This is a genomic window from Streptomyces sp. A1277 (assembly GCF_004795015.1).
Classification (GTDB): Bacteria; Actinomycetota; Actinomycetes; order Streptomycetales; family Streptomycetaceae; genus Streptomyces.
This window is the reverse complement of record NZ_SSBI01000045.1, coordinates 1-23,635: the sequence shown is the minus strand read 5'-3', so window position 1 is coordinate 23,635 and position 23,635 is coordinate 1. Positions and strand designations below refer to the sequence as shown.

General features: G+C 74.2%; 21 protein-coding genes and 1 pseudogene. 12 read left to right on the top strand and 10 right to left on the bottom strand.

Annotated features, from left to right (window positions below; all coding sequences use genetic code 11):
• Nucleotides 1-70: 70 nt before the first annotated feature.
• The gene (locus E6R18_RS26195; RefSeq protein ID WP_136319368.1) at nucleotides 71-310 is read left to right on the top strand and encodes a DUF1049 domain-containing protein; all 240 of its coding nucleotides are present in this window, start codon (nucleotides 71-73) and stop codon (nucleotides 308-310) included.
• A 70-nt stretch (nucleotides 311-380) separates the two neighbouring features.
• Complete coding sequence (locus E6R18_RS26190; RefSeq protein ID WP_136319367.1) at nucleotides 381-926, top strand: GNAT family protein; 546 nt, start codon at nucleotides 381-383, stop codon at nucleotides 924-926.
• A 25-nt stretch (nucleotides 927-951) separates the two neighbouring features.
• Here E6R18_RS26190 and E6R18_RS26185 read toward each other — a convergent pair whose 3' ends face one another.
• The gene (locus tag E6R18_RS26185; RefSeq protein ID WP_136319366.1) at nucleotides 952-2,820 is read right to left on the bottom strand and encodes a transketolase; all 1,869 of its coding nucleotides are present in this window, start codon (nucleotides 2,818-2,820) and stop codon (nucleotides 952-954) included.
• A gap of 396 nt (nucleotides 2,821-3,216) precedes the next feature.
• Nucleotides 3,217-3,564, bottom strand: a complete 348-nt coding sequence (locus E6R18_RS26180; protein WP_136319365.1) for a DUF6204 family protein — start codon at nucleotides 3,562-3,564, stop codon at nucleotides 3,217-3,219.
• Nucleotides 3,565-3,778: 214 nt separating this feature from the next.
• Between E6R18_RS26180 and E6R18_RS26175 the strand changes: the two genes are divergently transcribed.
• Both E6R18_RS26175 and E6R18_RS26170 read left to right on the top strand, forming a co-directional pair.
• Nucleotides 3,779-5,749, top strand: a complete 1,971-nt coding sequence (locus E6R18_RS26175; protein WP_136319364.1) for a DUF5107 domain-containing protein — start codon at nucleotides 3,779-3,781, stop codon at nucleotides 5,747-5,749.
• A 41-nt stretch (nucleotides 5,750-5,790) separates the two neighbouring features.
• On the top strand, nucleotides 5,791-6,339 hold the full coding sequence (locus E6R18_RS26170) for an AAA family ATPase (RefSeq protein ID WP_136319363.1): 549 nt from the start codon (nucleotides 5,791-5,793) through the stop codon (nucleotides 6,337-6,339).
• Nucleotides 6,340-6,349: 10 nt separating this feature from the next.
• Here the strand turns inward: E6R18_RS26170 and E6R18_RS26165 are convergent, their stop codons facing one another.
• The 3 genes from E6R18_RS26165 to E6R18_RS26155 form a co-directional block, all read right to left on the bottom strand.
• Nucleotides 6,350-6,703: a VOC family protein gene (locus E6R18_RS26165; protein ID WP_136319362.1), complete on the bottom strand. Its 354-nt coding sequence runs from the start codon at nucleotides 6,701-6,703 to the stop codon at nucleotides 6,350-6,352.
• A 103-nt stretch (nucleotides 6,704-6,806) separates the two neighbouring features.
• Nucleotides 6,807-7,616, bottom strand: coding sequence for a methyltransferase domain-containing protein (locus E6R18_RS26160; RefSeq protein WP_136319361.1), 810 nt, complete (start codon nucleotides 7,614-7,616; stop codon nucleotides 6,807-6,809).
• 176 nt (nucleotides 7,617-7,792) lie between these two features.
• Entirely contained in the window at nucleotides 7,793-9,298 is a 1,506-nt protein-coding gene (locus E6R18_RS26155; RefSeq protein ID WP_136319360.1) for a bifunctional phosphatase PAP2/diacylglycerol kinase family protein, read from the bottom strand.
• 244 nt (nucleotides 9,299-9,542) lie between these two features.
• On the opposite strand from E6R18_RS26155, the gene E6R18_RS26150 reads away from it, so the two are divergent.
• From E6R18_RS26150 to E6R18_RS26140, 3 genes are read left to right on the top strand one after another with little or no spacing between them, the layout of a single operon-like run.
• Nucleotides 9,543-10,334, top strand: coding sequence for an IclR family transcriptional regulator (locus tag E6R18_RS26150; RefSeq protein WP_136319359.1), 792 nt, complete (start codon nucleotides 9,543-9,545; stop codon nucleotides 10,332-10,334).
• 55 nt (nucleotides 10,335-10,389) lie between these two features.
• Entirely contained in the window at nucleotides 10,390-11,640 is a 1,251-nt protein-coding gene (locus tag E6R18_RS26145) for an aminotransferase class I/II-fold pyridoxal phosphate-dependent enzyme (protein ID WP_136319401.1), read from the top strand.
• 36 nt (nucleotides 11,641-11,676) lie between these two features.
• Complete coding sequence (locus E6R18_RS26140) at nucleotides 11,677-12,723, top strand: MBL fold metallo-hydrolase (RefSeq protein WP_136319358.1); 1,047 nt, start codon at nucleotides 11,677-11,679, stop codon at nucleotides 12,721-12,723.
• Nucleotides 12,724-12,840: 117 nt separating this feature from the next.
• Here E6R18_RS26140 and E6R18_RS26135 read toward each other — a convergent pair whose 3' ends face one another.
• Nucleotides 12,841-13,467 carry a VTT domain-containing protein gene (locus E6R18_RS26135; protein ID WP_136319357.1) on the bottom strand — a complete coding sequence of 209 codons (627 nt, stop codon included), beginning with the start codon at nucleotides 13,465-13,467 and terminating at the stop codon, nucleotides 12,841-12,843.
• Nucleotides 13,464-14,246, bottom strand: a complete 783-nt coding sequence (locus tag E6R18_RS26130) for an MBL fold metallo-hydrolase (RefSeq protein ID WP_136319356.1) — start codon at nucleotides 14,244-14,246, stop codon at nucleotides 13,464-13,466. The genes E6R18_RS26135 and E6R18_RS26130 overlap by 4 nt, the downstream gene beginning before the upstream one ends.
• A 223-nt stretch (nucleotides 14,247-14,469) precedes the next feature.
• Here E6R18_RS26130 and E6R18_RS26125 point away from each other — a divergent pair, with 223 nt between their 5' ends.
• Both E6R18_RS26125 and E6R18_RS26120 read left to right on the top strand, forming a co-directional pair.
• Nucleotides 14,470-14,874: a hypothetical protein gene (locus tag E6R18_RS26125; RefSeq protein WP_136319355.1), complete on the top strand. Its 405-nt coding sequence runs from the start codon at nucleotides 14,470-14,472 to the stop codon at nucleotides 14,872-14,874.
• A gap of 119 nt (nucleotides 14,875-14,993) precedes the next feature.
• Nucleotides 14,994-17,102 (top strand): phage holin family protein, encoded by a 2,109-nt coding sequence (locus tag E6R18_RS26120; protein ID WP_136319400.1) that lies wholly within the window; start codon nucleotides 14,994-14,996, stop codon nucleotides 17,100-17,102.
• A 17-nt stretch (nucleotides 17,103-17,119) separates the two neighbouring features.
• Here the strand turns inward: E6R18_RS26120 and E6R18_RS26115 are convergent, their stop codons facing one another.
• The 3 genes from E6R18_RS26115 to E6R18_RS26105 all read right to left on the bottom strand — a co-directional run bounded on the left by E6R18_RS26115 (nucleotide 17,120) and on the right by E6R18_RS26105 (nucleotide 19,910).
• The gene (locus E6R18_RS26115) at nucleotides 17,120-18,172 is read right to left on the bottom strand and encodes a LacI family DNA-binding transcriptional regulator (protein ID WP_136319354.1); all 1,053 of its coding nucleotides are present in this window, start codon (nucleotides 18,170-18,172) and stop codon (nucleotides 17,120-17,122) included.
• A 74-nt stretch (nucleotides 18,173-18,246) separates the two neighbouring features.
• The gene (locus E6R18_RS26110) at nucleotides 18,247-18,852 is read right to left on the bottom strand and encodes a DUF305 domain-containing protein (protein ID WP_136319353.1); all 606 of its coding nucleotides are present in this window, start codon (nucleotides 18,850-18,852) and stop codon (nucleotides 18,247-18,249) included.
• 77 nt (nucleotides 18,853-18,929) lie between these two features.
• Complete coding sequence (locus tag E6R18_RS26105; RefSeq protein ID WP_240799860.1) at nucleotides 18,930-19,910, bottom strand: DUF1996 domain-containing protein; 981 nt, start codon at nucleotides 19,908-19,910, stop codon at nucleotides 18,930-18,932.
• A 253-nt stretch (nucleotides 19,911-20,163) separates the two neighbouring features.
• Between E6R18_RS26105 and ligA the strand changes: the two genes are divergently transcribed.
• The 3 genes and pseudogenes from ligA to E6R18_RS34475 form a co-directional block, all read left to right on the top strand.
• Nucleotides 20,164-22,278 carry an NAD-dependent DNA ligase LigA gene (ligA, locus tag E6R18_RS26100; protein ID WP_168712439.1) on the top strand — a complete coding sequence of 705 codons (2,115 nt, stop codon included), beginning with the start codon at nucleotides 20,164-20,166 and terminating at the stop codon, nucleotides 22,276-22,278.
• Nucleotides 22,279-22,516: 238 nt separating this feature from the next.
• Nucleotides 22,517-23,332, top strand: coding sequence for a rod shape-determining protein (locus E6R18_RS26095; protein WP_136319350.1), 816 nt, complete (start codon nucleotides 22,517-22,519; stop codon nucleotides 23,330-23,332).
• A 116-nt stretch (nucleotides 23,333-23,448) separates the two neighbouring features.
• Nucleotides 23,449-23,635 (top strand): annotated as a pseudogene (locus E6R18_RS34475) (2-oxoglutarate dehydrogenase, E2 component, dihydrolipoamide succinyltransferase); the annotation flags it as partial.

The window sequence follows — 23,635 nt, the reverse complement described above, 5'->3', positions numbered from 1 at the left end:
CCGGGGCGGGTGCGGAGCCATCCTGGAGCCCCGGGCGACGGCCGTACCGGGGCCGGGAAAGGGGCTGCTCATGAGCCCGAAGGACGTGTCGAGCAGCGGGAAGAGCGGGAGCGGGGCGTTCACCCCCGGCCGCATTCTGGTCCTCGTCACCGCGGTTCTGTCGGTGGTGTTCATCGCCGAGAACACCAAGGACGTCAAGGTCCGCCTCATCGTCCCGCTGGTGACCGCGCCGCTCTACGTGTGGCTCGTCGTGATGTTCGTGGCGGGCATGGCGTGCGGCGCCTACGTCTTCCGCAGGCGGCCCAAGTAGGCCCGGGCGGACCGGCCGTGCCGGGCACGGCTCACGCGCCTGCCCGGCACGGCCGCTCTACGCTGGAGCGATGTCCGACACCAACTATCTGGCCGAGGGGCCGCGTACCGCGATCCGCCCCTTCACACTCGCCGACGCCGACGAGTTCACGTCCCGGGCCCGGGAGAGCGGTGCCGTGCACCGCCCCTGGCTGTTCCCGCCCACCGGCCCCGACACGTACGCCGCCTACGCGGGCGCGCTCATCGACGACCCGACGCGGGCCGGCTTCCTCGTGTGCGAACGGCACGCGCCGGCCGACGGTGCGATCGCCGGGTTCATCAACATCAACAACATCGTCGGCGGCGGCTTCCGCTGCGGAGCGCTCGGCTACGGCGTCTTCGCCCACGCGGTCGGCCGCGGACTCATGAGCGAAGGGCTCGGCCTCGTCCTGGACCACGCCTTCGGCCCGCTCGGCCTGCACCGGCTGGAAGCCAACATCCAGCCGGACAACGAGGGTTCGATCGCCCTCGTCCGCCGCGCCGGTTTCCGCCTTGAGGGCTACTCGCCGGACTTCCTGTACATCGACGGGGCCTGGCGCGACCACGAACGCTGGGCGATCACCGCCGAGATGCGCTGACACCGCGCACCCCGGCGGCGGCCTCCTATCCGACCAGGCGGCGGGCCGCTTCGGCGATGTGAGTGCGGGAGATCCCCGCCGCGCCGAGCAGTTCGTCGGTGGTGCCGGATCCCGGGAGGTTGCTCCCGGCGAGGTGGGTGAAGGCGGGATGGCTGCCGGACGAGGCGAGCGCGGAGAGCACGGCCTCCCCGATGCCGCCCTCCGGGTGGTGGTCCTCGACCACGACCAGGGCCCCGGTCTCCTGGGCGGCGCGGGTGAGGGCGCGGACGTCGATGGGCTTGATGGAGTAGAGGTCGATGACGCGGGCCCGGACGCCGTCCTCGGCCAGCCGGTCGGCGGCGGCCAGGCACTCGTGCAGGGTGACACCGGCGCTGACGAGGGTGACCTGGTCGTCGTCGCCGGTGCGCAGGGTCTTGGAGCCGCCGATGGGGAACGTCTCCTCGCTCCCGTAGAGCACGGGGTAGGCGCCGCGCGTGGTGCGCAGGTAGGAGATGCCGTCGAGATCGGCCATGGCCACGGTCAGCGCCGCCGCCGAGGTCGCGTCGCTCGGGTACAGGACGGTCGAGCCGCGTACCGAGCGCATCATGGCCAGGTCCTCGACGCCCATCTGCGAGGGCCCGTCGGCGCCGATCTCCACCCCGCTGTGGGTGCCGCACAGGGCCATCGTGATGTCCGAGACGGCGGCCATGCGGATGAAGTCGTGGGCCCGCGTGAGGAAGGCGGCGAAGGTGGTGGCGTAGGGGCGGTAGCCGCGCACGGCCATGCCGACGGCGTCGGCGATCATCTGCTGCTCGGCGATGTACGCCTGGAAGAACCGCTCGGGGTACGCCTTCTTGAAGTCCTCGGAGTGCGTGGAGTTGCCGACCTCGGCGTCCAGGGCGACGACGTCGGGCCGCACCCCGAGCGCTACCAGGGCCTTGCCGAACGCGACCCGGGTGGCGACCTCGTCCCCCTTGTCGAAGCGCGGCAGCTCCACGGCGCCGGCGGTCTGCGCGGCGGCGGGCGCGGCCTTCGGCGGCCGGGCGCCGCTCACCCGCAGGTCGCGGACGCCGCCCAGCTCCTCGATGGCGCGGTCGGCCATGTCCGAGGGCAGCGGCTTGCCGTGCCAGCCCTCCTGGTCCGCGACCTCGCTCACCCCGCGCCCCTTGACCGTCTTGGCCACGATCACGGTGGGGGCCGTGCCGTCCGCCGCGGTCTTCAGGGCCCGGTCGATCGCCGTGAGGTCGTGGCCGTCGACGACGATGGCGCGGCAGCCGAACGCCTCGGCACGGCGGGCGTAGGTGTCGGTGTCCCACTCCAGCTCGGTCGGGCCGCTCTGCCCGAGGCGGTTGACGTCGATGACGGCGATGAAGTTGGCGAGCTTGTGCCGGCCTGCCTTGTCCAGGGCCTCCCATACGGACCCCTCGGTCATCTCGCTGTCGCCGCACAGCACCCACACCCGGTAGGGCTGCTTCTCCAGGTCCCGACCGGCGAGCGCGATGCCGACGCCGTAGGCGATGCCCTGGCCGAGCGAACCGGTGGCCACGTCCACCCAGGGCAGCTCGGGCGTCGGGTGGCCCTGCAGCCGGTGGCCGAAGCGGCGGTAGGTCGTCATCAGCTCCTTGTCGCTGATGGCACCGGCCGCCTTGAACATGGCGTAGAGCAGGGGCGAGGCGTGGCCCTTGGAAAAGATCAGGTGGTCGCCCGCGGGGTTGTCGGGGGTGTCCCAGTCGTAGCGCAGATGGCGGGTCATGAGGACGGCCATCAGATCGGCCGCGGACAGGCTGGAGGTGGGGTGCCCGGAGCCGGCCGAGGTGCTGGCGCGCACCGAGTCCACCCGCAACTGCTGCGCGAGCTCGAAGACCTCGGTGAGATCGCTGTCGGGACCGAGCGTGGTGGTCTGTTCGGTGGTCATGGTCCGGGCCTTTCGTGTGGGGGCGATGCGAGACGGGTTCCCGAATTAGCCCGGTCCATCACCTCCCGGGCGCAGGTTGCCCCCTTTGCGCCGACCCGGTGGTTCGAGGAGAGCGCATTCCGTGCAGTAACGTCACCGCGCGTAATCATTGTTTGCCGTCCGTGGTGAATGGGCGTGACGACCACGCCTCGACGCACGGAGTTGCCCTCATGCGAAGCATGACTGCCAAGCTCGGCGCCCTCGTGGCCACCGCACTGCTCGCCGTGACCGCCCGGACGGGGCAGGCCGGTGCTGGAGCTTCCACTACAACCCCGAAACGGTCCAGTTCGCGGAGGCCGCCATCGAGGTCTGCGACGCCGGCTCCTCGCGGGGGCCGGCGCCGCGCTGTACGGCCGCTCAGCGAGCCCTGCCGCGATCCTTGTAATTGATCTTCATCGTGTCCATGTCCGTCGCCGTCGACCGCAGTTCGCCGTGTCCGTAACCGGCCTCCCGCAGCGCCGTCTGCGCCCGGTCCTCGGCGAGCGCGGCCGCCATCTCCTCGCCGTCCTCGGCGTCCGAGACGACCACGTACCGGAAACTGAAGTGCTTGAGAACCCGGTCGTACGTCAGCGAGCCCTCCTCGGTGAACTGCATCGCGGCGAGGCCGTGCTCCTCCACCTCCGCGAGCAGCCGCTCGCGCGCCGCGTCCGCCAGCCCCTCCCACGTGCCGCGCACGATCACTCGGTACGTGTGCTGCGTGCCCATGTGTCCCGCCGTTCTCTCGCCTGCCGCGTTCCGTTCGCGAAGCGAGCGTACGGGGGCCGGGAGCGGGGCGAAACGGAATTCCGGGCGGGCGGCGGCCGGGCCCTTTGCCGAAGAGTGACGCCTGAGCCCCTGGTCCGGGCGGCGACCGGAGTGTTCCATGGTCATCGGGGGACGCCCGGACCTGTGGCGGCCCGCGCGAGGGAGCGAGGTTGCCTTGGCCACCACCGTACGACGTGCCGTACTGACCCTGCCCGCCGCGGCGACGGGGCCGGAGAACCCGCTGCCCGCGCTGCGGCCGCTGGACGGCACGCATGTCATCGACGACCGTGACCGGGCCGGCCTCCCGCGCGACATGGCCCGCCAGCTCGGCCACGCACCCCTGGCCACCGTCCTGCCCGTCCGCACCATCGACGGATACGGGCGCGAGCGCACCCCCACGGGCCTCGACGCCATCGTCATCGAGAACGACCACCTGCGCGTCACCGTGCTGCCGGGGCTCGGCGGCCGTGTCCACTCCCTCGTCCACAAGCCGGCCGGCCGCGACCTCGTCCACGCCAACCCCGTCCTCCAGCCCGCCGACTTCGCGCTCAACGGGGCCTGGTTCTCCGGCGGCATCGAATGGAACATCGGCGCGACCGGCCACACCACCCTCTCCTGCGCCCCGGTGCACGCGGCCCGCGTCCCGGCGCCCGACGGCGGCGAGATGGTCCGGCTCTGGGAGTGGGAGCGGCTGCGCGACCTGCCCTTCCAGGTGGACCTGTGGCTGCCCGACGACTCCGCGTTCCTGCACGTCGGCGTCCGGATACGCAACCCGCACGAGCAGCCCGCACCCGTCTACTGGTGGTCCAACATCGCCGTTCCCGAGGACGAACGCACCCGGGTCCTCGCCCCCGCCGACGAAGCCTGGCACTTCGGGTACGAGCGGACGCTGACCCGGGTCCCGGTCCCCGAGTCCGGCGGCACCGACCGCACCTACCCGCTGCGCAGCGAGTACCCCGCCGACTACTTCTACGAGCTGCCGGACGGCGCCCGCCGCTGGATCGCCTCCCTGGACGAGCACGGCCACGGGCTCGTCCAGACCTCCACCGACCTGCTGCGCGGCCGCAAGCTGTTCCTCTGGGGCCGGGGCCCCGGCGGCCGGCGCTGGCAGGAATGGCTCACCGGACCCGGCACCGGCGGCTACGCCGAGATCCAGGCGGGCCTTGCCCGTACCCAGCTGGAGCACATACCGCTGGAGCCGGGCGGCGAGTTCAGCTGGCTGGAGTCGTACGGGCCGCTGGCCGCCGACCCCGCCACCGTGCACGGCACCGACTGGGCGGCGGCCCGTACAGAGACCGAGCAGCGGCTCGCCGCCGCCCTGCCGCGCGCCGATGTGGACGCTGCCTACGCCGCCTGGCGCGCGTGTGCCGACACCGAACCGGGCGAGAGCCTCGCCACCGGCTCCGGCTGGGGCGCCCTGGAGGTGCGCCGCGGACGGTACAAGCTGCCCGGCACGCCGTTCGCCGACTCCACGCTCGGTGAGCAGCAGGCGCCCTGGCTGGAGCTGCTGGAGCAGGGCACGCTCCCCGCAGCGTCCGAGCCGGCCCCGCCCGGGCCCACCCTGGTCTCCTGGCACTGGCGCGACATGCTGGAGACGGCCCCCGCCGAACCGCTCACCGAGTACCACCTCGGCGTCGCGCAGTGGCACGCCGGTGACCGCGCCCAGGCGGTCCGCAGCTGGGAACGCGGCCTGGCCGCCGCCTCGTCCCGCTGGCCGCTGCTGCGCTGCCTGGCCGTCGCCGCGCAGGAGAGCGGCCAGCGCGAGCGGGCCGCCGACCACTACGCGGAGGCGTTCGACGGTTTGTGCGCGGAGCGCCGCGACGGTGACGAGGCGTGGACCGCCGCCACCGCGGCCCTGGGCCGGGAGGCGATCGAGGCGCTGCTCGCGGCGCGCCGGACCGAGGCTGTCCGCACGGTCCGGGCGGCGCTGCCCCCGGCGATCCGCGAGCGGGGCCGCTTCCGTCTGCTGGAGGCCCGGCTGCTGATCGCGGAGGGCCGAATCGCCGCCGCACGCGCCCTGTTCGACGCGGGCTTCGAGGTCGCCGACCTGCGCGAGGGGGCGGAGATCCTGGAAGAGGTGTGGGAACAGCTCACGGACGAACCGCTGCCCGACGTGTACAACTACCGGATGCGTCCGCGAAGCTGACGGCACGCGGTACGGGGAGCGGGGAACGGGAGCATCGATACGTGATCGTCTGGATCAACGGGGCGTTCGGCAGCGGCAAGACCACGCTGGTCACGGAGCTGCACCGCAGGCTCCCGGACGCCCTCGTCTACGACCCCGAGCACGTCGGCTTCGTGCTGCGCGGGATCGTGGAGGCGCCGGACGGCGACTTCCAGCACATCCCGCTCTGGCGCAAGCAGGTGGCGTCGCTGGCCCGGGGGCTGGTCGAGGAGTACGGGCGGCCGGTCCTGGCACCGATGACCGTGGTCCGCCGGCAGTACGCCGACGAGATCTTCGGCGCCCTGGACGAGGCGGGCGTGCCGGTCCACCACTTCTTCCTCGACGTCTCGGCCGGAGTCCTCGAACAGCGCCTGCACGACCGGGTGGTGGTACCCGGCGACCCGGAGGGCGACGAGGCGGTGCGGCGCTGGGGGAAGGCGCGGATCGCCGAGTGCGTGGCGGCCGTGGGCAGCCTGCGGGAGGACACCGTGGTGCCGGACGGTGAGCTGCCCACCCGCGAGCTGGCCGACCGGGTGCTGGAGCGGACCGGGCTGCCCGGGGCCGTGGTCTGAGGGCCCCGCCTCAGGCCGCGAGGTTGCGGTCGGCGTACTCGAAGACCGAGCCGTCCGGGTGCACGGCGATCAGGTTGCGGCCGACCGGGGTCGGGACGGGGCCCGCGATGACGCGGGCGCCTACCCGGGTCAGGGCGTCGTGCGCCTCGTCGACGTTCTTCACGGCGATCGTCGCGGTCACCTTGCGCAGGATCTCCAGCTCCGATTCGGGGCCGCTCATCAACAGGAAGCATCCGATGGCCGCGACGGAGACCCCGCCGCGCTCGAAGCGCAGCGCCCGGCCGCCCGTGAGCTCCTCGTAGAAGGCCACCGCGGCCTCCAGGTCGTCGACGCAGATACGCAGCGTGGTTCCCAGGATTTCCATGCCCACCAGGGTAGTTGGCAGGCCGGTTCCGCGTGATCGATTCGGGCGGGGGAGCGGCCGCCCCCGGGACCGGGACCCGGGCCCGGGTCCGGGGGCGGTGTACTCAGGCGCGGCAGAGCACCTCGCCGTGCGGAACCATGAACCAGCCGTCGCCCTGCTCGCCCCACGCGCGCCACGCCTCGGCGATCTCCGCCAGCTCCTGTGCCGTCGCGTGGCCGCCGTCCACCGCACGCCCCGCGTACGCCGAGCCGACGGTACGGTCCGCCCACAGGCCGCTCCACCACGCCCGGCTCTCCGGGGTGGCGTAGCACCAGGAGCCCGCCGTGGGGGTGATGTCGGTGAACCCCGCCCGCCGGGCCCAGGACAGCAGCCGGCGTCCGGCGTCCGGCTCGCCGCCGTTGGCGCGGGCCACCCGGCCGTACAGCTCCTGCCAGCGGTCCATGCCCGGCGACTCGGGGAACCAGGTCATCGCCGCGTAGTCGCTGTCGCGCGCCGCGACGACGCCGCCGGGGCGGCAGACCCGGCGCATCTCGCGCAGCGCCTGCACCGGGTCGCCCACGTGCTGGAGGACCTGGTGGGCGTGGACCACGTCGAAGGAGTCGTCGGGGTAGTCCAGGGCGTGTACGTCCGCGACGGCGAACTCGACGTTCTCCAGGCCCCTTTCGGCGGCGGACGCGGCCGCCTGGCCCAGGATCTCGTCGGTGGTGTCCAGCCCCGTCACCCGGCCGGGGGCGACCAGCTCGGCCAGGTCCGCGGTGATGGTGCCGGGGCCGCAGCCCACGTCCAGCACGCTCAGGCCCGGGCGGAGTTCGCCGATGAGGTAGGCCGCGGAATTGGCGGCGGTGCGCCACCGGTGCGAGCGCAGCACCGACTCGTGATGGCCGTGGGTGTAGACGGCGGTCTCCTTCGGCATGGCCGTGCATCCTCTCTCGAAACGCGAACCGCGAAAGCGCTGATCGGTAGGACCACCGTAGGCCCTGCTGCCGAATGATGAGATGGGCATCTTGCGATGTGGACAGGCGCGGTGCATGCGAAAGGGCGGCCGACTCGGCGTCGGCCGCCCTTGGTCGCCTCTGTGCTCCGGGCTCCCTACACGGGCCTCGGGCAGTAGACCGTCAACGCCTCCGGCAGCTTGTCGATCATCAACTCACTGCCGCTGTGCGCCACTTCACCGTCGTACGCGTACGGAGTGCCGGGCTTGAGTCCGGAGACCCGCACCCGCTGGCGGCGGACGGCGGCGTGCGTGGGGGAGCGGGTCAGCGGGCCCGCCACGGCGGCGGCCAGCAGCCTGAGGCCGGGGGTCCGGCCGCCGTGCACCACGCGTACGTCCAGCAGGCCGTCCGCCAGGTTGTGCCGCCGGCCCGGCGCCGGGCCCATCCGCTGGAACAGGCCGTTGCCGACGAACAGCAGCCACAACGGGCGGCACTTTCCCTGGAGTTCGGCCTCCAGTGGACGTTCGCCACGCAGCACGTGCAGGGCCGCCAGGACTCCGGCGGGCCAGCCGCCGATCCGGGGCGACCAGCGCTCCCGCATCCGGACCAGCTCCGGATACACGCCCAGGCTGAAGGCGTTGAGGAAGTAGCCGTGGGCGCCGCCGGGCCCCTCGGGACCGGGCCGGAAGCGGCCGAGGTCCACCCGGACCGCGCTCCCCGCACCCAGCGCGGCGCAGGCGTCCGCGACCGTCTCTATGCCCAGGTCGTACGCGAAGTGGTTGAGCGTCCCGCCGGGGAACACCGCGAGCGGCACGTCGTGCACGGCCGCCACCGCCGCCGCCTGGTTGACCGTGCCGTCACCGCCGCACACACCCAGCGCCCGGCCCCGGCCCGCCGCCTTCTCCAGCTCGGCCGAGAGCCGGTCGGGCGGGCACTCGATCACCTCCGCCGCCGGCAGTGCGTCCTTGACCAGCGAGGCGGTGGCCGTGGCCGTGCCCGACTCCTGGTTGACGACGACCACGAGGTCCTGCCCGTCGGGCAGGGCGGGCGCCTCGGCCGGAGGGCGGCCGGGAGCCGGCAGCTGATTCCTCGTCGGTATGACCCCGCGCAGGGCGAACGCCGCCCCCACGCCCAGAACCGCACCGGCCAGCACATCGCTCGGGTAGTGGACCCCGGTGTAGACGCGGGACGCGGCCACGGACAGCGCGAAGGGCGCGATCACCGCCCCCCAGCCCTTCGACTCCAGCGCCACCCCGGTGGCGAAAGCGGCGGCCGACGCGGCGTGTCCCGAGGGGAACGAGGTGGTCACCGGCTGACGCTTCAGCTGCCGTATCACCGGCACGGCGTCCAGTATCGGCCGCTGCCTGCGGACCGCCCCCTTGCCCACGGTGTTGATCGCGGCCGAGGCCACCGCCAGCGAGGCGACGCCCCGCAGCGCGGCCCGCCGGGCCCGGGCGCTGCCCCCGAAGGCGGCCATGCCGGCGGCGGCCCCGACCCACAGGAGCCCGTGGTTGGCGCTCCGGCTCAGCCGGGGCAGCACGGGGCCGGCGGCCGGCCAGTGCCGCCGGGCCAGGTTCTGGAACACGGCGACATCGCGGCTGTGGAGCCGGCCGCGCAGTCCGGTCAGCCGTGACGGGACGGAAGGGATGCTCGCTGACGACATGGAACAGCGAATACCCGGCAACGCCGCCCCGAACCAGCAGGCGCGCCGGAGGGCGGCGGCAGCGCGGGCCGAGGGCCGATGTCCGGCCGCCATCCGGTCTCATAGAGGGGCAAAGCGTCCCGGCGGGCGAGTGCCGCGTGCCCGGCGTCACCCCCTCGTTGCCCCGGCAAGTCCGCCGCGCTTAGCCTGCGTTCGTGATGCCGGTCACCGACCGGCATGCCGAACGAGAGGGTGGTGCACGACCATGGGGCGACTCGTCCCCGCGGTGACCAGGGCGCTCGACGTACTGGAACTCTTCCTCCACGGCGACGGCACGCTCTCCGCGCCCGAAGTGACCCGCAAGCTCCAGCTCCCCCGTACCACCGTCCACGAGCTGCTGACCACGCTCGCCGCCCGTTCCTACCTGGTCACGGTCCCCGACCGGCCCGGCCGCTACCGGCTCGGCGTCCGCACGTACCAGCTCGGCAGCCGGTACGCGGAGCAGCTCGACCTCGCCGCCGAGGGCCGGCAAGTGGCGCAGCGGGTGGCCGAGACGTGCGGCGAGGCGGTGCACGTGGCGGTCCTGGAGGGCGCCGACGTCATCTACATCGCCCAGGCGGACTCCACCCGCGCGGTCCGCATGGTGGCGGCGGCCGGCCGCAAGGTGCCCGCCCACTGCACGGCCGTCGGCAAGATGCTGCTCGCCTCGCTGCCCGCCCGGGACCTCGGCGCCCGGCTCGACGGGCTCGCACTGACCGGCATGACCCCGGAGAGCATCACCGACGAAACGCAGCTGCGGACCGCGCTCGACGCCGCGCGGGAGCGAGGCGTCGCGGTGGAGCGCCAGGAGTCCGACCCCGACGTGGGCTGTGTCGCCGCGCCCGTACGCGACCGCTCGGGGCTGGTCGTCGCCGCGCTGTCCGTCTCCGTCCCGATGATCCGCTGGAACGAGGAGCGCGAGCAGGAGCTGGCCGCGCTCGCCGTCGAGGGCGCCGACGAGCTGTCCGGCCGCCTCGGACACCACCTGGGGGGCGCGTCGCCTCGTTCCCTCGTATAAAGGTCCGGAGGGCGAACGGCGAGTGATCGACCGAGCGGCGGCGAAGGAGGCCCGGATGGGCCGGGAGCGGACCGGGGGCCACGAGCACGGCACGCACACGGTCCGGGAGGACCGCGGACCCGTTCGGTACGGACCGCCCGCCCCCTGGCCCGGGCTCCCCGTCCTGCCGGAACTGGCCGAGGTGCTGGCGGCAGCGGCGGACCGGGCCGCGCCCGAACCCGCCGGCGGATCGGCCGTCCTGCGCGAGGCCGCCTGCGCCTACTGGGCGCGGCGCGGACTGCGCGGCGGCCCCGACCAGGTCGCCGCCGCCCCCGGCACCTCCCCGCTGCTGCTCGCCCTGGTCGCCGCGCACGGGGGCGACGTGCTGCTGCCGCGCCCCTGCCCCGCCTCCTGGATCCCACAGGCCCGGCTGCTCGGCCGCCCCGCCTACCAGGTCCCCACCCCCGCCGAGTGCGGCGGCGTGCCCGACCCGTACGCGCTCCTGGAGACCGTACGCAGGGTGCGCGCCGAGGGCGGCCGGCCCCGGCTGCTGCTGCTCTCCGTGGCCGACGACCCCACCGCCACCGTCGCCCCGCCCGAACTCGTGCGCGAGGCGTGCGAGGCCGCCGTCGCCGAGGGCCTGCACATCGTCAGCGACGAGACCTGGCGCGACACCCTGCACAGGCCGCAGGACACCGTGCTGGTCAGCCCGGCCGAGATGTGCCCGGACGACGTGACGGTCGTCTCCGGGCTGTACGGGGCGCTGACCCCGCCCGCCTGGCCGGTCGCCGTCGCCCGGTTCCCCGGCACCGGGCGCTCCGCCGCGCGCCGGGCCCGCACCCTGGACATCCTCACCGCGCTCGGCGCCTTCGTCGCCGGACCGGTCGCGGCGGCCGCCGCCCACGCGCTGGGCGAACCGGACGCCGTCACCGAACGGGTCCGCCGCGCCGCCGCCCTCCAGGCCCGTGTCGCCGCCGAGGCCCACCGCGCGGTGCTCGCGACGGGCGCCCTGGCCCGGCCCCCGCAGGCCGGCCGCCACCTCTACGCCGACCTCGGCCCGCTGCGCTCCCGGCTCGCCGCCCGAGGGGTCACCGACTCGCTCGAACTGGAGGAGTACCTCAGCGCACGGCTCAACGCGCCCGCCCCCGGCGGCCACCGCTTCGGCGACGAACTCGGGGCCCTTCGGGTACGGCTGGGCACCGGATCACTGCTGGGCGCGACCCCGGAGCAGCAGAACCGGTCGCTCACCGCCACGGCGCCCCTCGAATTGCCGCATGTCGCGGCAGCCCTGAGCATTTTCCGAGCAGCCCTCGACGAACTGCGCTGACGCCGTGCCGGCGCACTCCTGGACGGGAGCCCCTCGATGACGGACCGGACCGAGCGCTCCCCCGCCCCGGACGCACCCCCGGTGTCCTGCGGCGACATCGTCCCACCGCGTCCGCTCGGCGAGGTGCGCGCCTGGCCCAGGAGCTTCGCGGACCGGCTGACCGCCCCGCTCCCCGGCGTCCTCGCCATGTCCCGGCTGGCCCGCGAGCACTCCATCCGGCCCAACGCGGAGGGACTGCGCCACATCCGCCGCCTGCCGTACGCCCCCGAGCCCCTGCCGCCCGTCCCGGCCGGTTCCAGCTGTGTCACCTGGGCCGGGCACGCCAGCTGGATCATCCGCACCGGCGGCCTCACCGTCCTGGCCGACCCCGTGTGGTCACGCCGCATCCTCGGCACCCCGGCCCGGATCACCCCCGTCGGCGTCCGCTGGGAGGACCTGCCACCCGTCGACGCCGTCGTCATCAGCCACAACCACTACGACCACCTCGACGCCCCCACGCTGCGCCGGCTGCCCCGGCACACCCCGCTGTTCGTCCCCGCCGGCCTCGGCCAGTGGTGCCGCCGCCGCGGCTTCGACCGGGTCACCGAACTCGACTGGTGGGAGTCCGCCCGGCTGGGCGGCGTCCGCTTCGACTTCGTGCCCGCCCACCACTGGTCCCGGCGCACCCTCACCGACACCTGCCGTTCGCTGTGGGGCGGCTGGGTCATCGAGGACACCGCCGCTGCCGGCCCCGGCGGCCGGATCTACTTCGCCGGCGACACCGGATACGGCCACTGGTTCACCGAGATCGGCCGCCGCCACCCCGGCATCGACCTCGCCCTGCTCCCGATCGGCGCCTACGAACCGCGCTGGTGGCTCGGCGACGTCCACACCGACCCGGAGGAGGCCGTGCAGGCGTACGAGGACCTGGGCGCCCACGCCATGGCCCCGATGCACTGGGCGACGTTCCTGCTGTCCGCGGAGCCGGTGCTCGAACCGCTCAGCCGGCTGCGCACCGCCTGGCAGCGCGCCGGCCACCCGCGCGAACGGCTCTGGGACCTGCCGATCGGCGGCTCACGCCTGCTGGAGGCCCCGGCCGGCTGAGCGCACCGCACCCAGGTCACCTCGCCCGGGTCACCGCACCCAGGTCACCTCGCCCGGGTCACCGCACCCAGGTCACCTCGCCCGGGTCACCGCACCCAGCGCGCCACCTCGCCCGGGTCACCGCACCCAGCGCGCCCGCGTCCGGCGCCACACCGCGGGCGCCCCGCTGATCAGCAGCGTAAGACCCACCGCCGCCACCACCCCCTGCCACGGCTCCGGGAACAGCGAACCGCCCAGGATGCCGATCAGCTGATACGTCGCCGCCCACGCCAGACAGGCCGGCACATCGCCCCGGGCGAACCGCCGCATCGGCATCCGGCCCAGCAGACACGCCAGCATCACCGGTATGCGCCCCGCAGGCACCAGCCGGGACAGCACCAGCACCGTCGCCCCGTGCTCGTCCAGCTTCCGCTGCGCCTGCTCCAGCCGTTCCGGCGCGGCCCGGTCCCGGATGGTCCGCAGCCACCGCGACCCGTTCTTCGACCGCACCCCGCGCTGCCCCAGCCAGTACAGGGATACGTCCCCCAGGAAGGCCGCCGCCGACGCCACCGCGAACACGACCAGCAGGGAGAACGGCGAGGACTGGTGGAACGCCACCACGGCCGCCGAACTCACCAGCGCGCCCGTCGGCACCACCGGGACCAGCGCGCCCAGCGCCACCAGCAGGAACAGCGACGGATAGCCGACGGCCTGCTGCGTCGACTCCGCGGGCAGCTGCGCCGTCTGCCGCAGGAACTCGCTCACGCGCAGCCCTCCGGCCGCACGCGCTCCCCGTGCGCCAGCCGGTGCACCACGACCCCCGGCGCCCGCAGCGCGGCCTTGCGCACGAACTCCTCGCCCGGGGCGTGGAACTCGTGCGGCCGGACCCCGTCCATCCCGATCGGCCAGTACGTGCCGTAGTGCACCGGCACCGCCGAGGCCGGCTCAAGCCGGGTCAGCGCCTCCGCCGCGCGCCCCGCGTCCAGGTGCCCTTGGCCGAGATGGGGCCCCCAGCCGCCGACCGGCAGCAGGGCCACGTCCACCGGGCCGACCGCCTTCGCCATGTCGTCGAAGAGCCCGGTGTCCCCGGCGAAATACGTGCGGGCCGCGCCCTCGACCACGTACCCCAGGGCGGGGGAGCGGTGCGGGCCCAGCGGGAGGCGCCGGCCGTCGTGCAGCGCCGGGACGGCCCGCACCCGCACCTCGCCCACCCGCACCGCGTCGCCCGCCGCCACCTCGGTGATCCGCAGCCCGCGCGTCCTGCGCAGCAGCCGCAGCCCCGGGACCGCCCGGACCGAGCCGCGCGGCACGATCAGCCGGACACCCGGGGCGACGCGCGCCAGCGACGGCAGATGCAGATGGTCGGAGTGCAGGTGCGAGATGAGGACCACGTCGGCGACGGCCGCGTCCGGGCCGGGCAGCGCGCCGCGGCGGCGCCGCAGATGCGCGAAGCGCCGCGCGAACAGCGGATCGGTCAGGAAGCGCACCCCGGAGTCCTCGATCGTGCACGTGGCATGACCCCACCAGGTGATCTCCACCGGCACGTCGTCTCCTCCTCCTGCTCACCGGGCCCTTCGGACCCTCCACACCTGCCCGACGAGCCTACGGGCAGTCACCCCGCTCCGGTTCGCGCACCCCGGCGCACCCGGCATTCCGGGGCCTCGGGCCGTGCCCCCGTGCGCCCCCTCACCGCCCCGGTACGCGCCCTGGGGGCCGGGGAGCGGGCGCATAGGGTCGAGGTCAAAGGACAAGCACGGGGAGACGGCCATGGGGGACGTACGAGTGGCGGCCATCGCCAGTCTCACGCCGCTCGAAGAACTGGACAGCGATCCGTTCCTGGTGGACACCCGCGGCCAGCACGCCATGTGCGCCCGCTGGGCCGCCGACCAGGGCTACACCGTCACCCGGCAGCTGCGCCTCTACGGGCTGCGCCCCGACCACCCCGCGCTGTGGGCCGACGTCGACAGCGGCGAGGTCGAGCTGTTCGTCGCCCCCAGCGACCGGGTCCTCGCCCGCGCCCTGGCCTCGGTGCCGCAGTTCACCGCGGAGTGCGAGCGGCGCGGCGTACGCCTGGAGATCGCCGGGCTCCACGAGCCGTCCTACACCGCCGACCACAAGGCCGGAGTGCACCGCAGGCTCTCCATGCCGACCGCCGGATACGACGGCTGCTGACCGCCCGCAAGCCCGCGCGAGCCCCTGTGAAAGGCTGAGGCGGGGCCCGGAACGGCAGGGCCCGGACGTGAGGTGACAAGGGCGTGGACAGGCGATGGCGGCGAGCCGGCAGCGCGCTGATGCGAGTGATCGCGGTCTGGGCCGTCTCGACGCTCACCATGCTGGCGCTCGCGGGCATCCTCCCGGACTTCCGGCTCCAGTCCGAGGACGGCGACACCGTCACCAAGACCGCGTTCACCGCGGCCTGGGGCGCGGGCGCCTTCGGGCTGCTCTCCGCGCTGGTCTGGCCGGTGCTCGTACGGGCCCTGCTCATCGTGCCGGCCCTCGTCCTCGGCATGCTCGTCTTCTTCCTCAACGGCTCGCTGCTGCTGATCGCGCTGCGACTCATTCCGGACGGCCGGGGCGCCGCCGCCCCGGAGACCGCCGTCGTCGTCGCGGCCGTGATGTCGGCCGTCGCCTCCGCGACCTCCACCGCGCTCGCCGTCCGCGACGACAACGCCTACCGCCGCCGGCTCTCCCGCCTGGCCGACCGGCGCCGCCGGCGCAGCGGCACGGACGACGCCCGCGGGGGCCCGCCGGGCACCGTCTTCATCCAGCTGGACGGGGTCGGCCACGACGCCCTCGTCCAGGCCGCCGCCGGGAGCGTGATGCCGACCGTCGCGCACTGGCTGGCCGACCCCGACGGGCACCGGCTCACCCCCTGGCGCACGGACTGGTCCAGCCAGACCGGTGCCAGCCAGCTCGGCATCCTGCACGGCAGCAACCACGACGTCCCCGCCTTCCGCTGGTACGAGAAGGAGACCGGCGTCGTGATGGTCTCCAGCAAACCGGCGAGCGCCCTGGAGCTCCAGCGCCGCGCCGTCGCCCGCACCGGGGACGGCGGACTGCTCGCGCTCGACGGCGCCAGCCGGGGCAACCTCTTCAGCGGCGGCGCCCGCCAGCTCGCGCTCGTCCTGTCGATGGCCGCCCGGCTCGGCAAGGGCCGCCGGTCGCGGGCCGGGTACTTCGCCTACTTCTCCGACCCGGCCAACGCCGTCCGCACCGCCGGCTCCTTCGTCGCGGAGGTCTGCCGGGAGATCGCCCAGTCCACCCGGGCCCGCATCCGCAAGGAGACGCCCCGCATCAAGCGCGGCGGTTTGTACCCCTTCATCCGCGCCTTCGCGACCGTCGTGGAACGCGACGTGGTGGTCGCCGCCGTCATCGGCGACATGTTCGCCGGGCGCACCGCGGTCTACGCCGACCTGGTGGCGTACGACGAGGTCGCGCACCACTCCGGGCCGCGCAGCCGCGACGCGGAGAAGGTCCTCGCCCGACTCGACCGGTCGCTCGCCCTGATCGCCAAGGTCGCCGAGCACACCCCGCGCACCTACCGGATCGTGCTCCTGTCCGACCACGGCCAGAGCCCCGGGGACACCTTCGCGGGCGTGTACGGGCTGACCCTCAAGGACCTGGTGCGGGCGGGCAGCGGACTGCCGGTGCCCCGCAGGGCCCAGCGCACCCGCAGCGCGTCCGAGGCACGCGACGCGGTCCGGATCGCGCTGCACCGGCCGGTCACCGAGGGCCAGGAGGAGCACGTCGCGAAGCCCTCCGACCCGATCGTTCTCGCCTCCGGGAACCTCGGTCTGATCTCCTTCCCCGACATCAAGGGACGCGCATCCCTGGAGCAGCTGGAGCGCCGCCACCCCGCCCTGCTCTCCACGCTCGCCAACCACCCCGGCATCGGCTTCCTGCTCGTCCGCAGCGAGCACCACGGCTCGGTGCTGCTGGCCCGCGACGGGGCGCGGGTGCCGGTGGCGGACCTGGTGGACGGCCGGGGACCACTGGCCCCGTACGGGCCGGGGGCGGCGGACGCGATCCGGCGTACGGACACCTTCCCGCACGTCGCCGATGTGATGGTCAACTCCATGTACGACCCCGCCACCGGCACCGTGCACGCCTTCGAGGAGCAGATCGGCTCGCACGGCGGCCTGGGCGGCGACCAGTCCCGGCCGTTCCTGCTGTGGCCGCGCGAGATGACGGACCCGCTGGACGCCCTCGCGCACGAGGACGGGGAGCGGCCGGACGCACTCGTGGGCGCCGAGGCCGTCCACCGGGTCCTGCGGTGCTGGCTGCGCGAGGCATCGGGCCCCGAGGTGCCGGTGCGGCCGGACGGGCGGCCGGGTGGCCGGGCCGGCCGCCGGACCGGGCGCGGACAGGGCAAGGACTCCGGAACGGGCGCCCGGATCTGACCGCCCGACGCCCCGGGTCAGGCGGACTGCCGCCGTACGAGGGTCGGGTGGAAGATCACGGAGGGGGCCGGGTCGCCCGGCTTGCCGATCTGCTTCAGCAGCAGCCGGGCCATCTCCGCCGACATCTCCTCCACCGGCTGGCGGACCGTCGTCAGCGGCGGATCGCAGGCCAGCGCAGCACTGCTGTCGTCGAATCCGACGAGGGCCACGTCCCCGGGCACGTCCTTGCCGGCCCGCAACAGCACCGGCACGGCACCCAGCGCCATCAGGTCCGACGCGATGAACACCGCGTCCAGGTCCGGACGCTCCGCGAGCAGCCGCCGCATGGCCGCCGCGCCCCCGGCATGCGTGAAGTCGCCCTCGGCGGTCGCCACGTCCCGGATGCCGTGCACCGCGAGCGCGTCCAGGAAACCGCTGAGCCGCGCCTGACCGGCCGGCATGTCCTGCGGGCCCGACACCGTGCCGATCCGGCGGCGGCCCAGCGCGGCCAGATGGTCGGCGGCCAGCTGCGCCCCGGCCCGCTGGTCCGCCTCGACGTAGGTCAGCGGGGTCGGTCTGAGCGGCTGCCCCGCGAGCACGGCGGGCAGCCGGGTTCCGTGCAGCAGCCCGGGCAGGGGATCGTCCGCGTGGGACGAGATCAGCACCACCCCGTCGACGTGCCCGTGGCGCAGGTACGACAGCAACTGGTCGCGGGACTCCCGGTCGTCGGCCAGCATCAGCACCAGCTGGATGCCCGCCGGGCGCAGCACTTCGAGGAGCCCGCCGACCACACGCCCGAAGTACGGATCGGAGAACATCCGGCCGACGAACGGCTCGGGCACGGTGCGCCGCTCCCGCTCGGAGACGACCAGGGCGATCGAGTCGGTGCGCCGGGTCACCAGCGAACGGGCCGCCCGGTTGGGCACGTAACCCGTGGCGTCCACCGCCGCCTCCACCATCCGCCGCATCACCGGGTCCACGGTGGTCGCCCCGTTGATCACCCGGGACACCGTCGCCCGTGACACCCCGGCCACTCCGGCGACGTCCTCCAGGGTGACGGGACGGGCGGGCAGCGGGGCGTCGGCAGTCATGCAGTCTTTATACCGGGTGGTACGACCGGTACGTGAACGACTGTGCGGGCCTTGGGAGTACGTTGACCGGCGGGTCAGCCGGAGCCGCCGGGCAGGGCGGGGAGCCTGTCCAGTTCGGTGCGCCGGGCCGCCACCAGGTCGGCGGCGAGCCGCTTGGCGTCGGGCCGGGTGCCGGCCTCGGTCTCGGAACGCGACACCTCGGCGGACTGGCGCAGATGGTCCTCCAGCTGTGCGACCAGGAACCGGTCGAAGGCGGCGTCCTTCACCGTGCGGGCCCGGGCGAGGTCGTCCGCCGTCACCATGCCCGGCATGTCGTGGCCCTCGTGCACATTGGTGTCCGGCAGCCCCATCCGGGCCAGCAGCGGGCGCAGCCGGGCGAGTTCACCGTTCTGCGAGGCGAGCAGCCCGGCCGCCCAGCGCCGCACGCCTGCGTCACCGGCGCGGTCGACGGCGAGCGAGAGCAGCGCCACGGCCTGCTCGTTCATCGGGGTCATCAGCTGGACCCAGGCGGCATCCGTCGGATCGGCGGGGGCTCCGGAGGCCGGGGGAGCGGACGCGGGGGGAGCGGAGGCCGGGGGAGCGGAGGCCGGTGCGGGCGGGTGGTTCCCGTCCGCGGGAGCGGCGCAACCGGCCGCGAGGAGGAGCAGGACGAGCGCTGCGGTGCTGCGGGCCGCCTTCATCACGGGAGTTCCCTCGGGGGGCAGAGCCCGTCCGGGGCGCGGGGCCCCGGACGGGCGGGGGACGGGGGGTGCGAGGATCAGGGGGTGCCGTTGGCCCCGCACTTCACGATGGCGTTGATGCAGTCGCGGACGCGCTGCGCCATCTCGGCCTCGGGCCACACGTTGAAGAAGTCACCGTGCATCGTGTAGCCGGGACCGGACGCCAGCCGGAACCGCGACGGGTCGCCGTTGACCGGGTACCGCAGCACCTGACGGAGCTTGGGAACCGGCACCGGGTGGGTCGAGGGGCACTCGCCGCCGACCGGATACGCCATGTGGCTCTTGTGGTCGGCCGAGTCGAGGTCCTTGCCGTTCCAGCACTGCGGGAAGTCGAGGTACGACTCCAGCATCGCGCCCGCTGGGCAGTTGACGAAGTCGTGCGACGGGTTGACCTCGCCGTGGTGCAGGCACGACCAGCGGGAAATGGTGTTGTCGTCGGGGCCGGTCGCCTTGGCGTTCCCCGCGACGATGCGCAGCCCCCGGGGGAAGGGCTGGATCCGCCGGATCACGTCGTCCCGGACGCCTTCGCCCAGGTAGTAGAACGTCGTGCCGGTGGGCTCGACCTCCTTGTTCCGGTCGTACAGGGTCGGCACCCAGTACGACGACAGGTCGATGTCGGGGGAACACGTGCTCCTGGCCCGCTCCAGTGAGGCGAGGTCGGAGTTGCCGTTCGTGGAGTCGTTGCCGAAGAAGCTGTGCATGTGGGAGGCCCCGGGCAGGCCCGGGAAGATGATCGGGTCGTCGGGCGCCCGGTGGGTGTAGGGGCACTCGGCGAGGAACTCGGCGACCCGGACGACATCGGCGGCCGCCTTGGGGGCGGGGGCCGCCGCGGTGGCCGGGCCGGCGGACGCGCTGCCGGTGGAGGTCTGGAGGAAGGTCAGGGCGAGCGCGGCGGCGGCGAGCGCCGCCGCGCGGTACCGCCTGGGCGGCAGGGCTCTGCGGTGGCCGGCTTCGCCGGTGCGTCGTTGACGGAAGAAGAGCACGGCACTCCTGTTCGGGGAAGTGGGGGGCCTGATCATGGGGTTCTGATCAGGGCGAGAGAGCGCTCTCTGCATGGAACGTAAAAGCGTGTTGCGGGCATGTCAATAGACCGCACAGCACGGCAGTTTTCCGTGAAGTAGAGCCAGTTGATGGGTGCCGGGCTTTGGAGAGCGCTCTCTCGCGCGCCTTGACCGAAAGGGGTGCGCCCGGGAAACCGGAGGGGACCCCTCCGGCCTTCCGGGGCCGGGGCCGAAGGTCGTGGCCGGTGCGTTGTCAGTGGTGGACGGCAGGATGGAGGGCATGACGAACTCAGCTGTTGTGCTCGCCGATACCGCGGCCTACGCCGCTGCGGTCGAACAGGCGTCGCAGGCCGCCGCCGCGTACTACGCCACGGGCGAGAGCACGCTCGACGACGACGCCTACGACCGGCTGGCGCGCGGTATCGCCGCGTACGAGCAGGAGCATCCGCAGGAGGTGCTGCCCGCATCGCCGACCGGCAAGGTGGCCGGCGGCGCGGTGGTCGGGGATGTGCCGCACACCGTGCCGATGCTCTCCCTCGACAACGTGTTCTCGGCCGAGCAGTTCGCCACCTGGACCGCCTCGCTGGAGCGCCGGATCGGACGGCCCGTCACCGCCTGGAGCGTCGAGCCGAAGCTCGACGGGCTCGCGATCGCCGCCCGCTACCGCGAAGGCCGCCTGGAGCAGCTGATCACCCGCGGCGACGGCACCGCGGGTGAGGACGTGTCGCATGCGATCGGCACCGTCGTCGGACTCCCCGGGCAGCTCGCCGAACCGGCCACGATCGAGATACGTGGCGAGGTCCTCATGACGACGGAGCAGTTCGAGCAGGCCAACACCGTCCGCACCGCCCACGGCGGCGCCCCCTTCGCCAACGCGCGCAACGGCGCCGCCGGCACCCTGCGCGCCAAGGACCGTGCCTACACGGTGGAGATGACGTTCTTCGCCTACGGGGCCCTGCCGTTGCCCGACTCCGGCGAACCGACCGCCACGCTCGCCGAGCTGCCCCACAGCGAGACTCTGGCGTACGTGGCGGGCCTCGGTGTGCACACCGCCGGGGACACCGAGGTCGCGCCGCGCACCGTCACCACCGTCGAGGAGGTCCAGGCGCGGATCGAGGAAGTCGCCGCGCTGCGGGCCTCGTTGCCCTTCGGTATCGACGGCATCGTCATCAAGGCGGACCTGGCGGCCGACCAGCGCGACGCGGGCGTCGGCACCCGGGCGCCGCGCTGGGCCATCGCCTACAAGCTGCCGGCCGTCGAGAAGGTCACCCGCCTCCTCGGCGTCGAGTGGAACGTGGGCCGCACCGGCATCATCGCGCCGCGCGCGGTGCTGGAGCCCGTCGAGATCGACGGATCGACAGTCGGCTACGCCACCTTGCACAACCCGGCCGACATCACCCGCCGGGATCTGCGCATCGGCGACCATGTGATGGTCTACAAGGCGGGCGACATCATTCCCCGCATCGAGGCGCCCGTCGCCCAGCTGCGGACCGGTGACGAGAAGCCCGTCGTGTTCCCCGAGGTGTGCCCGCAGTGCGGTTCGGACATCGACACCAACGAGCAGCGCTGGCGCTGTGTGCGCGGCCGCGACTGCCGCCTCGTCGCCTCCATCTCCTACGCGGCCGGGCGCGACCAGCTCGACATCGAGGGCCTCGGCACGACCCGCGTGGTCCAGCTCGTGGACGCCGGCCTGGTCGCGGACTTCGCCGACCTGTTCACCCTGGAGCGCGAGCAGCTGCTCGCGCTCGACCGGATGGGCGCAACGAGCACCGACAATCTGCTGGCCGCGATCGACGCGGCCCGCGCGCAGCCGCTGTCCCGGGTCTTCTGCGCCCTCGGCGTGCGCGGCACCGGACGTTCCATGTCCCGCCGGATCGCCCGGTACTTCGCGGAGATGGACCGGATCAGAGCCGCCGGCGTGGACGAGCTCCAGCGGGTCGACGGCATAGGCAAGGAGAAGGCGGCGGCCGTGGTCGCGGAGCTGGTGGAGCTGGCCCCGCTGATCGAGAAGCTGGTCGCCGCCGGGCTCACCATGACCGAGCCGGGCGCCACCCCGCCGCCGGAGCCGGGCGAGGACGGCGAAGGGGCCGCCGCGCCGGACGGCGAAAGCACCGGCGAGGGCGGGCTTCCGCTGACCGGGATGACCGTGGTGGTCACCGGTGCGATGACGGGCACGCTGGAGAAGCTGTCTCGCAACCAGATGAACGAGCTGATCGAGCGGGCCGGCGGAAAGTCCTCCTCCAGCGTCTCCAAGCGCACCACGCTGCTGGTGGCCGGTGAGAAGGCGGGATCCAAGCGGACGAAGGCGGAGGACCTGGGGGTGCGGATCGCGGGGCCGGAGGAGTTCGCGGAGCTGATCGGGGAGTTCCTGCCCGTCGATGCCTGACCTGTCCGCCGTGCGGAGCGGGGCCGGGGCAACGGGGGCCGGTGCGGCGGGGTGCGGTCCGGGGCGAAGCGGTGGCCGGTGGGCCGAGCCGTTCGGGCCCGGTGGAGCATCCTTCGATTTTGCTTGGGAGTGGCTTTCTTTGCCTCCCTATTGCATAGTGAGGGCTCGGCCATGCCTCGCTATCAGCGGGTCACTGGGTGTGTGGACGGCCGCGGCAGCGGGCCGGGGGTGAGGGGCGATGCGTTCTCTGCGCGACGTACGGCGGCACGACCGCTCCGTCCACCGGCACTACCGGGGCGCCACCCGGGGGCTCGCGCTCGACCTCGGCAGCTCCCGCACCCGCGCCTGGATTCCCGGACAGGGCGTCGTCGCGGATACCGCGAGCGCCGACGGCGGTGAGTACGGCCACGGCCGCCCCGTCCGGCGCGGACGCATCGTGGACCCGGAGTCGTGCGGCCGCATGCTGGCCCGCATCGCCGACCGGGCCCTCGGCGACGACCGCGACGACACGGTGATCGTCCTCAGCCACCCCGTCCTCGCCGGCCCCGGACACCGCGCCGCCGCCCGGGAGATGCTCCACGCGCTCGGCCCCCGCGACGTCATCGTCCTGGACAGCGCCAGGGCCGCCGCCGCGTACGCCGGACCGCAGGACGGGGGCCCACTCCTCGTCGTGGACCTGGGCGCCGAGCTGACCGAGGCGACCCTGCTGGTCGACGGCCTGGTGCGCGACGCGCGGCTGGCCGAGACCGGGCTCAGCGACCTGGAACCCGGTGAGGCGCCCGCCGCCGTGGTCCGCGCCGTCCTGGACATGGTCATGGCCATGTGGCGGCAGGACCGGCACGGCGCGCTGCTCGGCGCCCTGCGCCGGGGGCCGCTGCTCGCGGGAGGCGGGGCCCTGCGCCCGGACGTCACCAACCGGATAGCGGTCCGCCTCGGCGTCCCGGTCCGGCTCACGGACGACCCGGCGACCACGGTCGTGCGCGGGGCCGGACTGATCCTCAGCTCGGTGCTCCGCCACGCCGCCGCACCCGCCCTGCCCGGCCGATCCGGGTGACCCCTCTCCCGGGGCCGCCCCCGGGGAACGCGCACCCCGGGAGCCGGCCGGCCACCCCGGCACCCGGCGCAGGCGCTTCGGCGACACGGCGGTTCCTGGCGGCGCTGTTCCTCGCGGTGCTCACCGTCGCGGGTGGCGCACCCGTGGCGGCGGGGGCCGGTCTGCCCGTACGCGCGGTGGCGGCGCTTGCCGGGACGCCCGCTGCGGCCGCCCCCGGCCTCCCGGTACGCGCCTCGACCCCTGCGCGGGCCACCGCCCCCGCCTCGGTGGCCGCGCCTGCCTCGGTGGCCGCCCCCGCCTCGG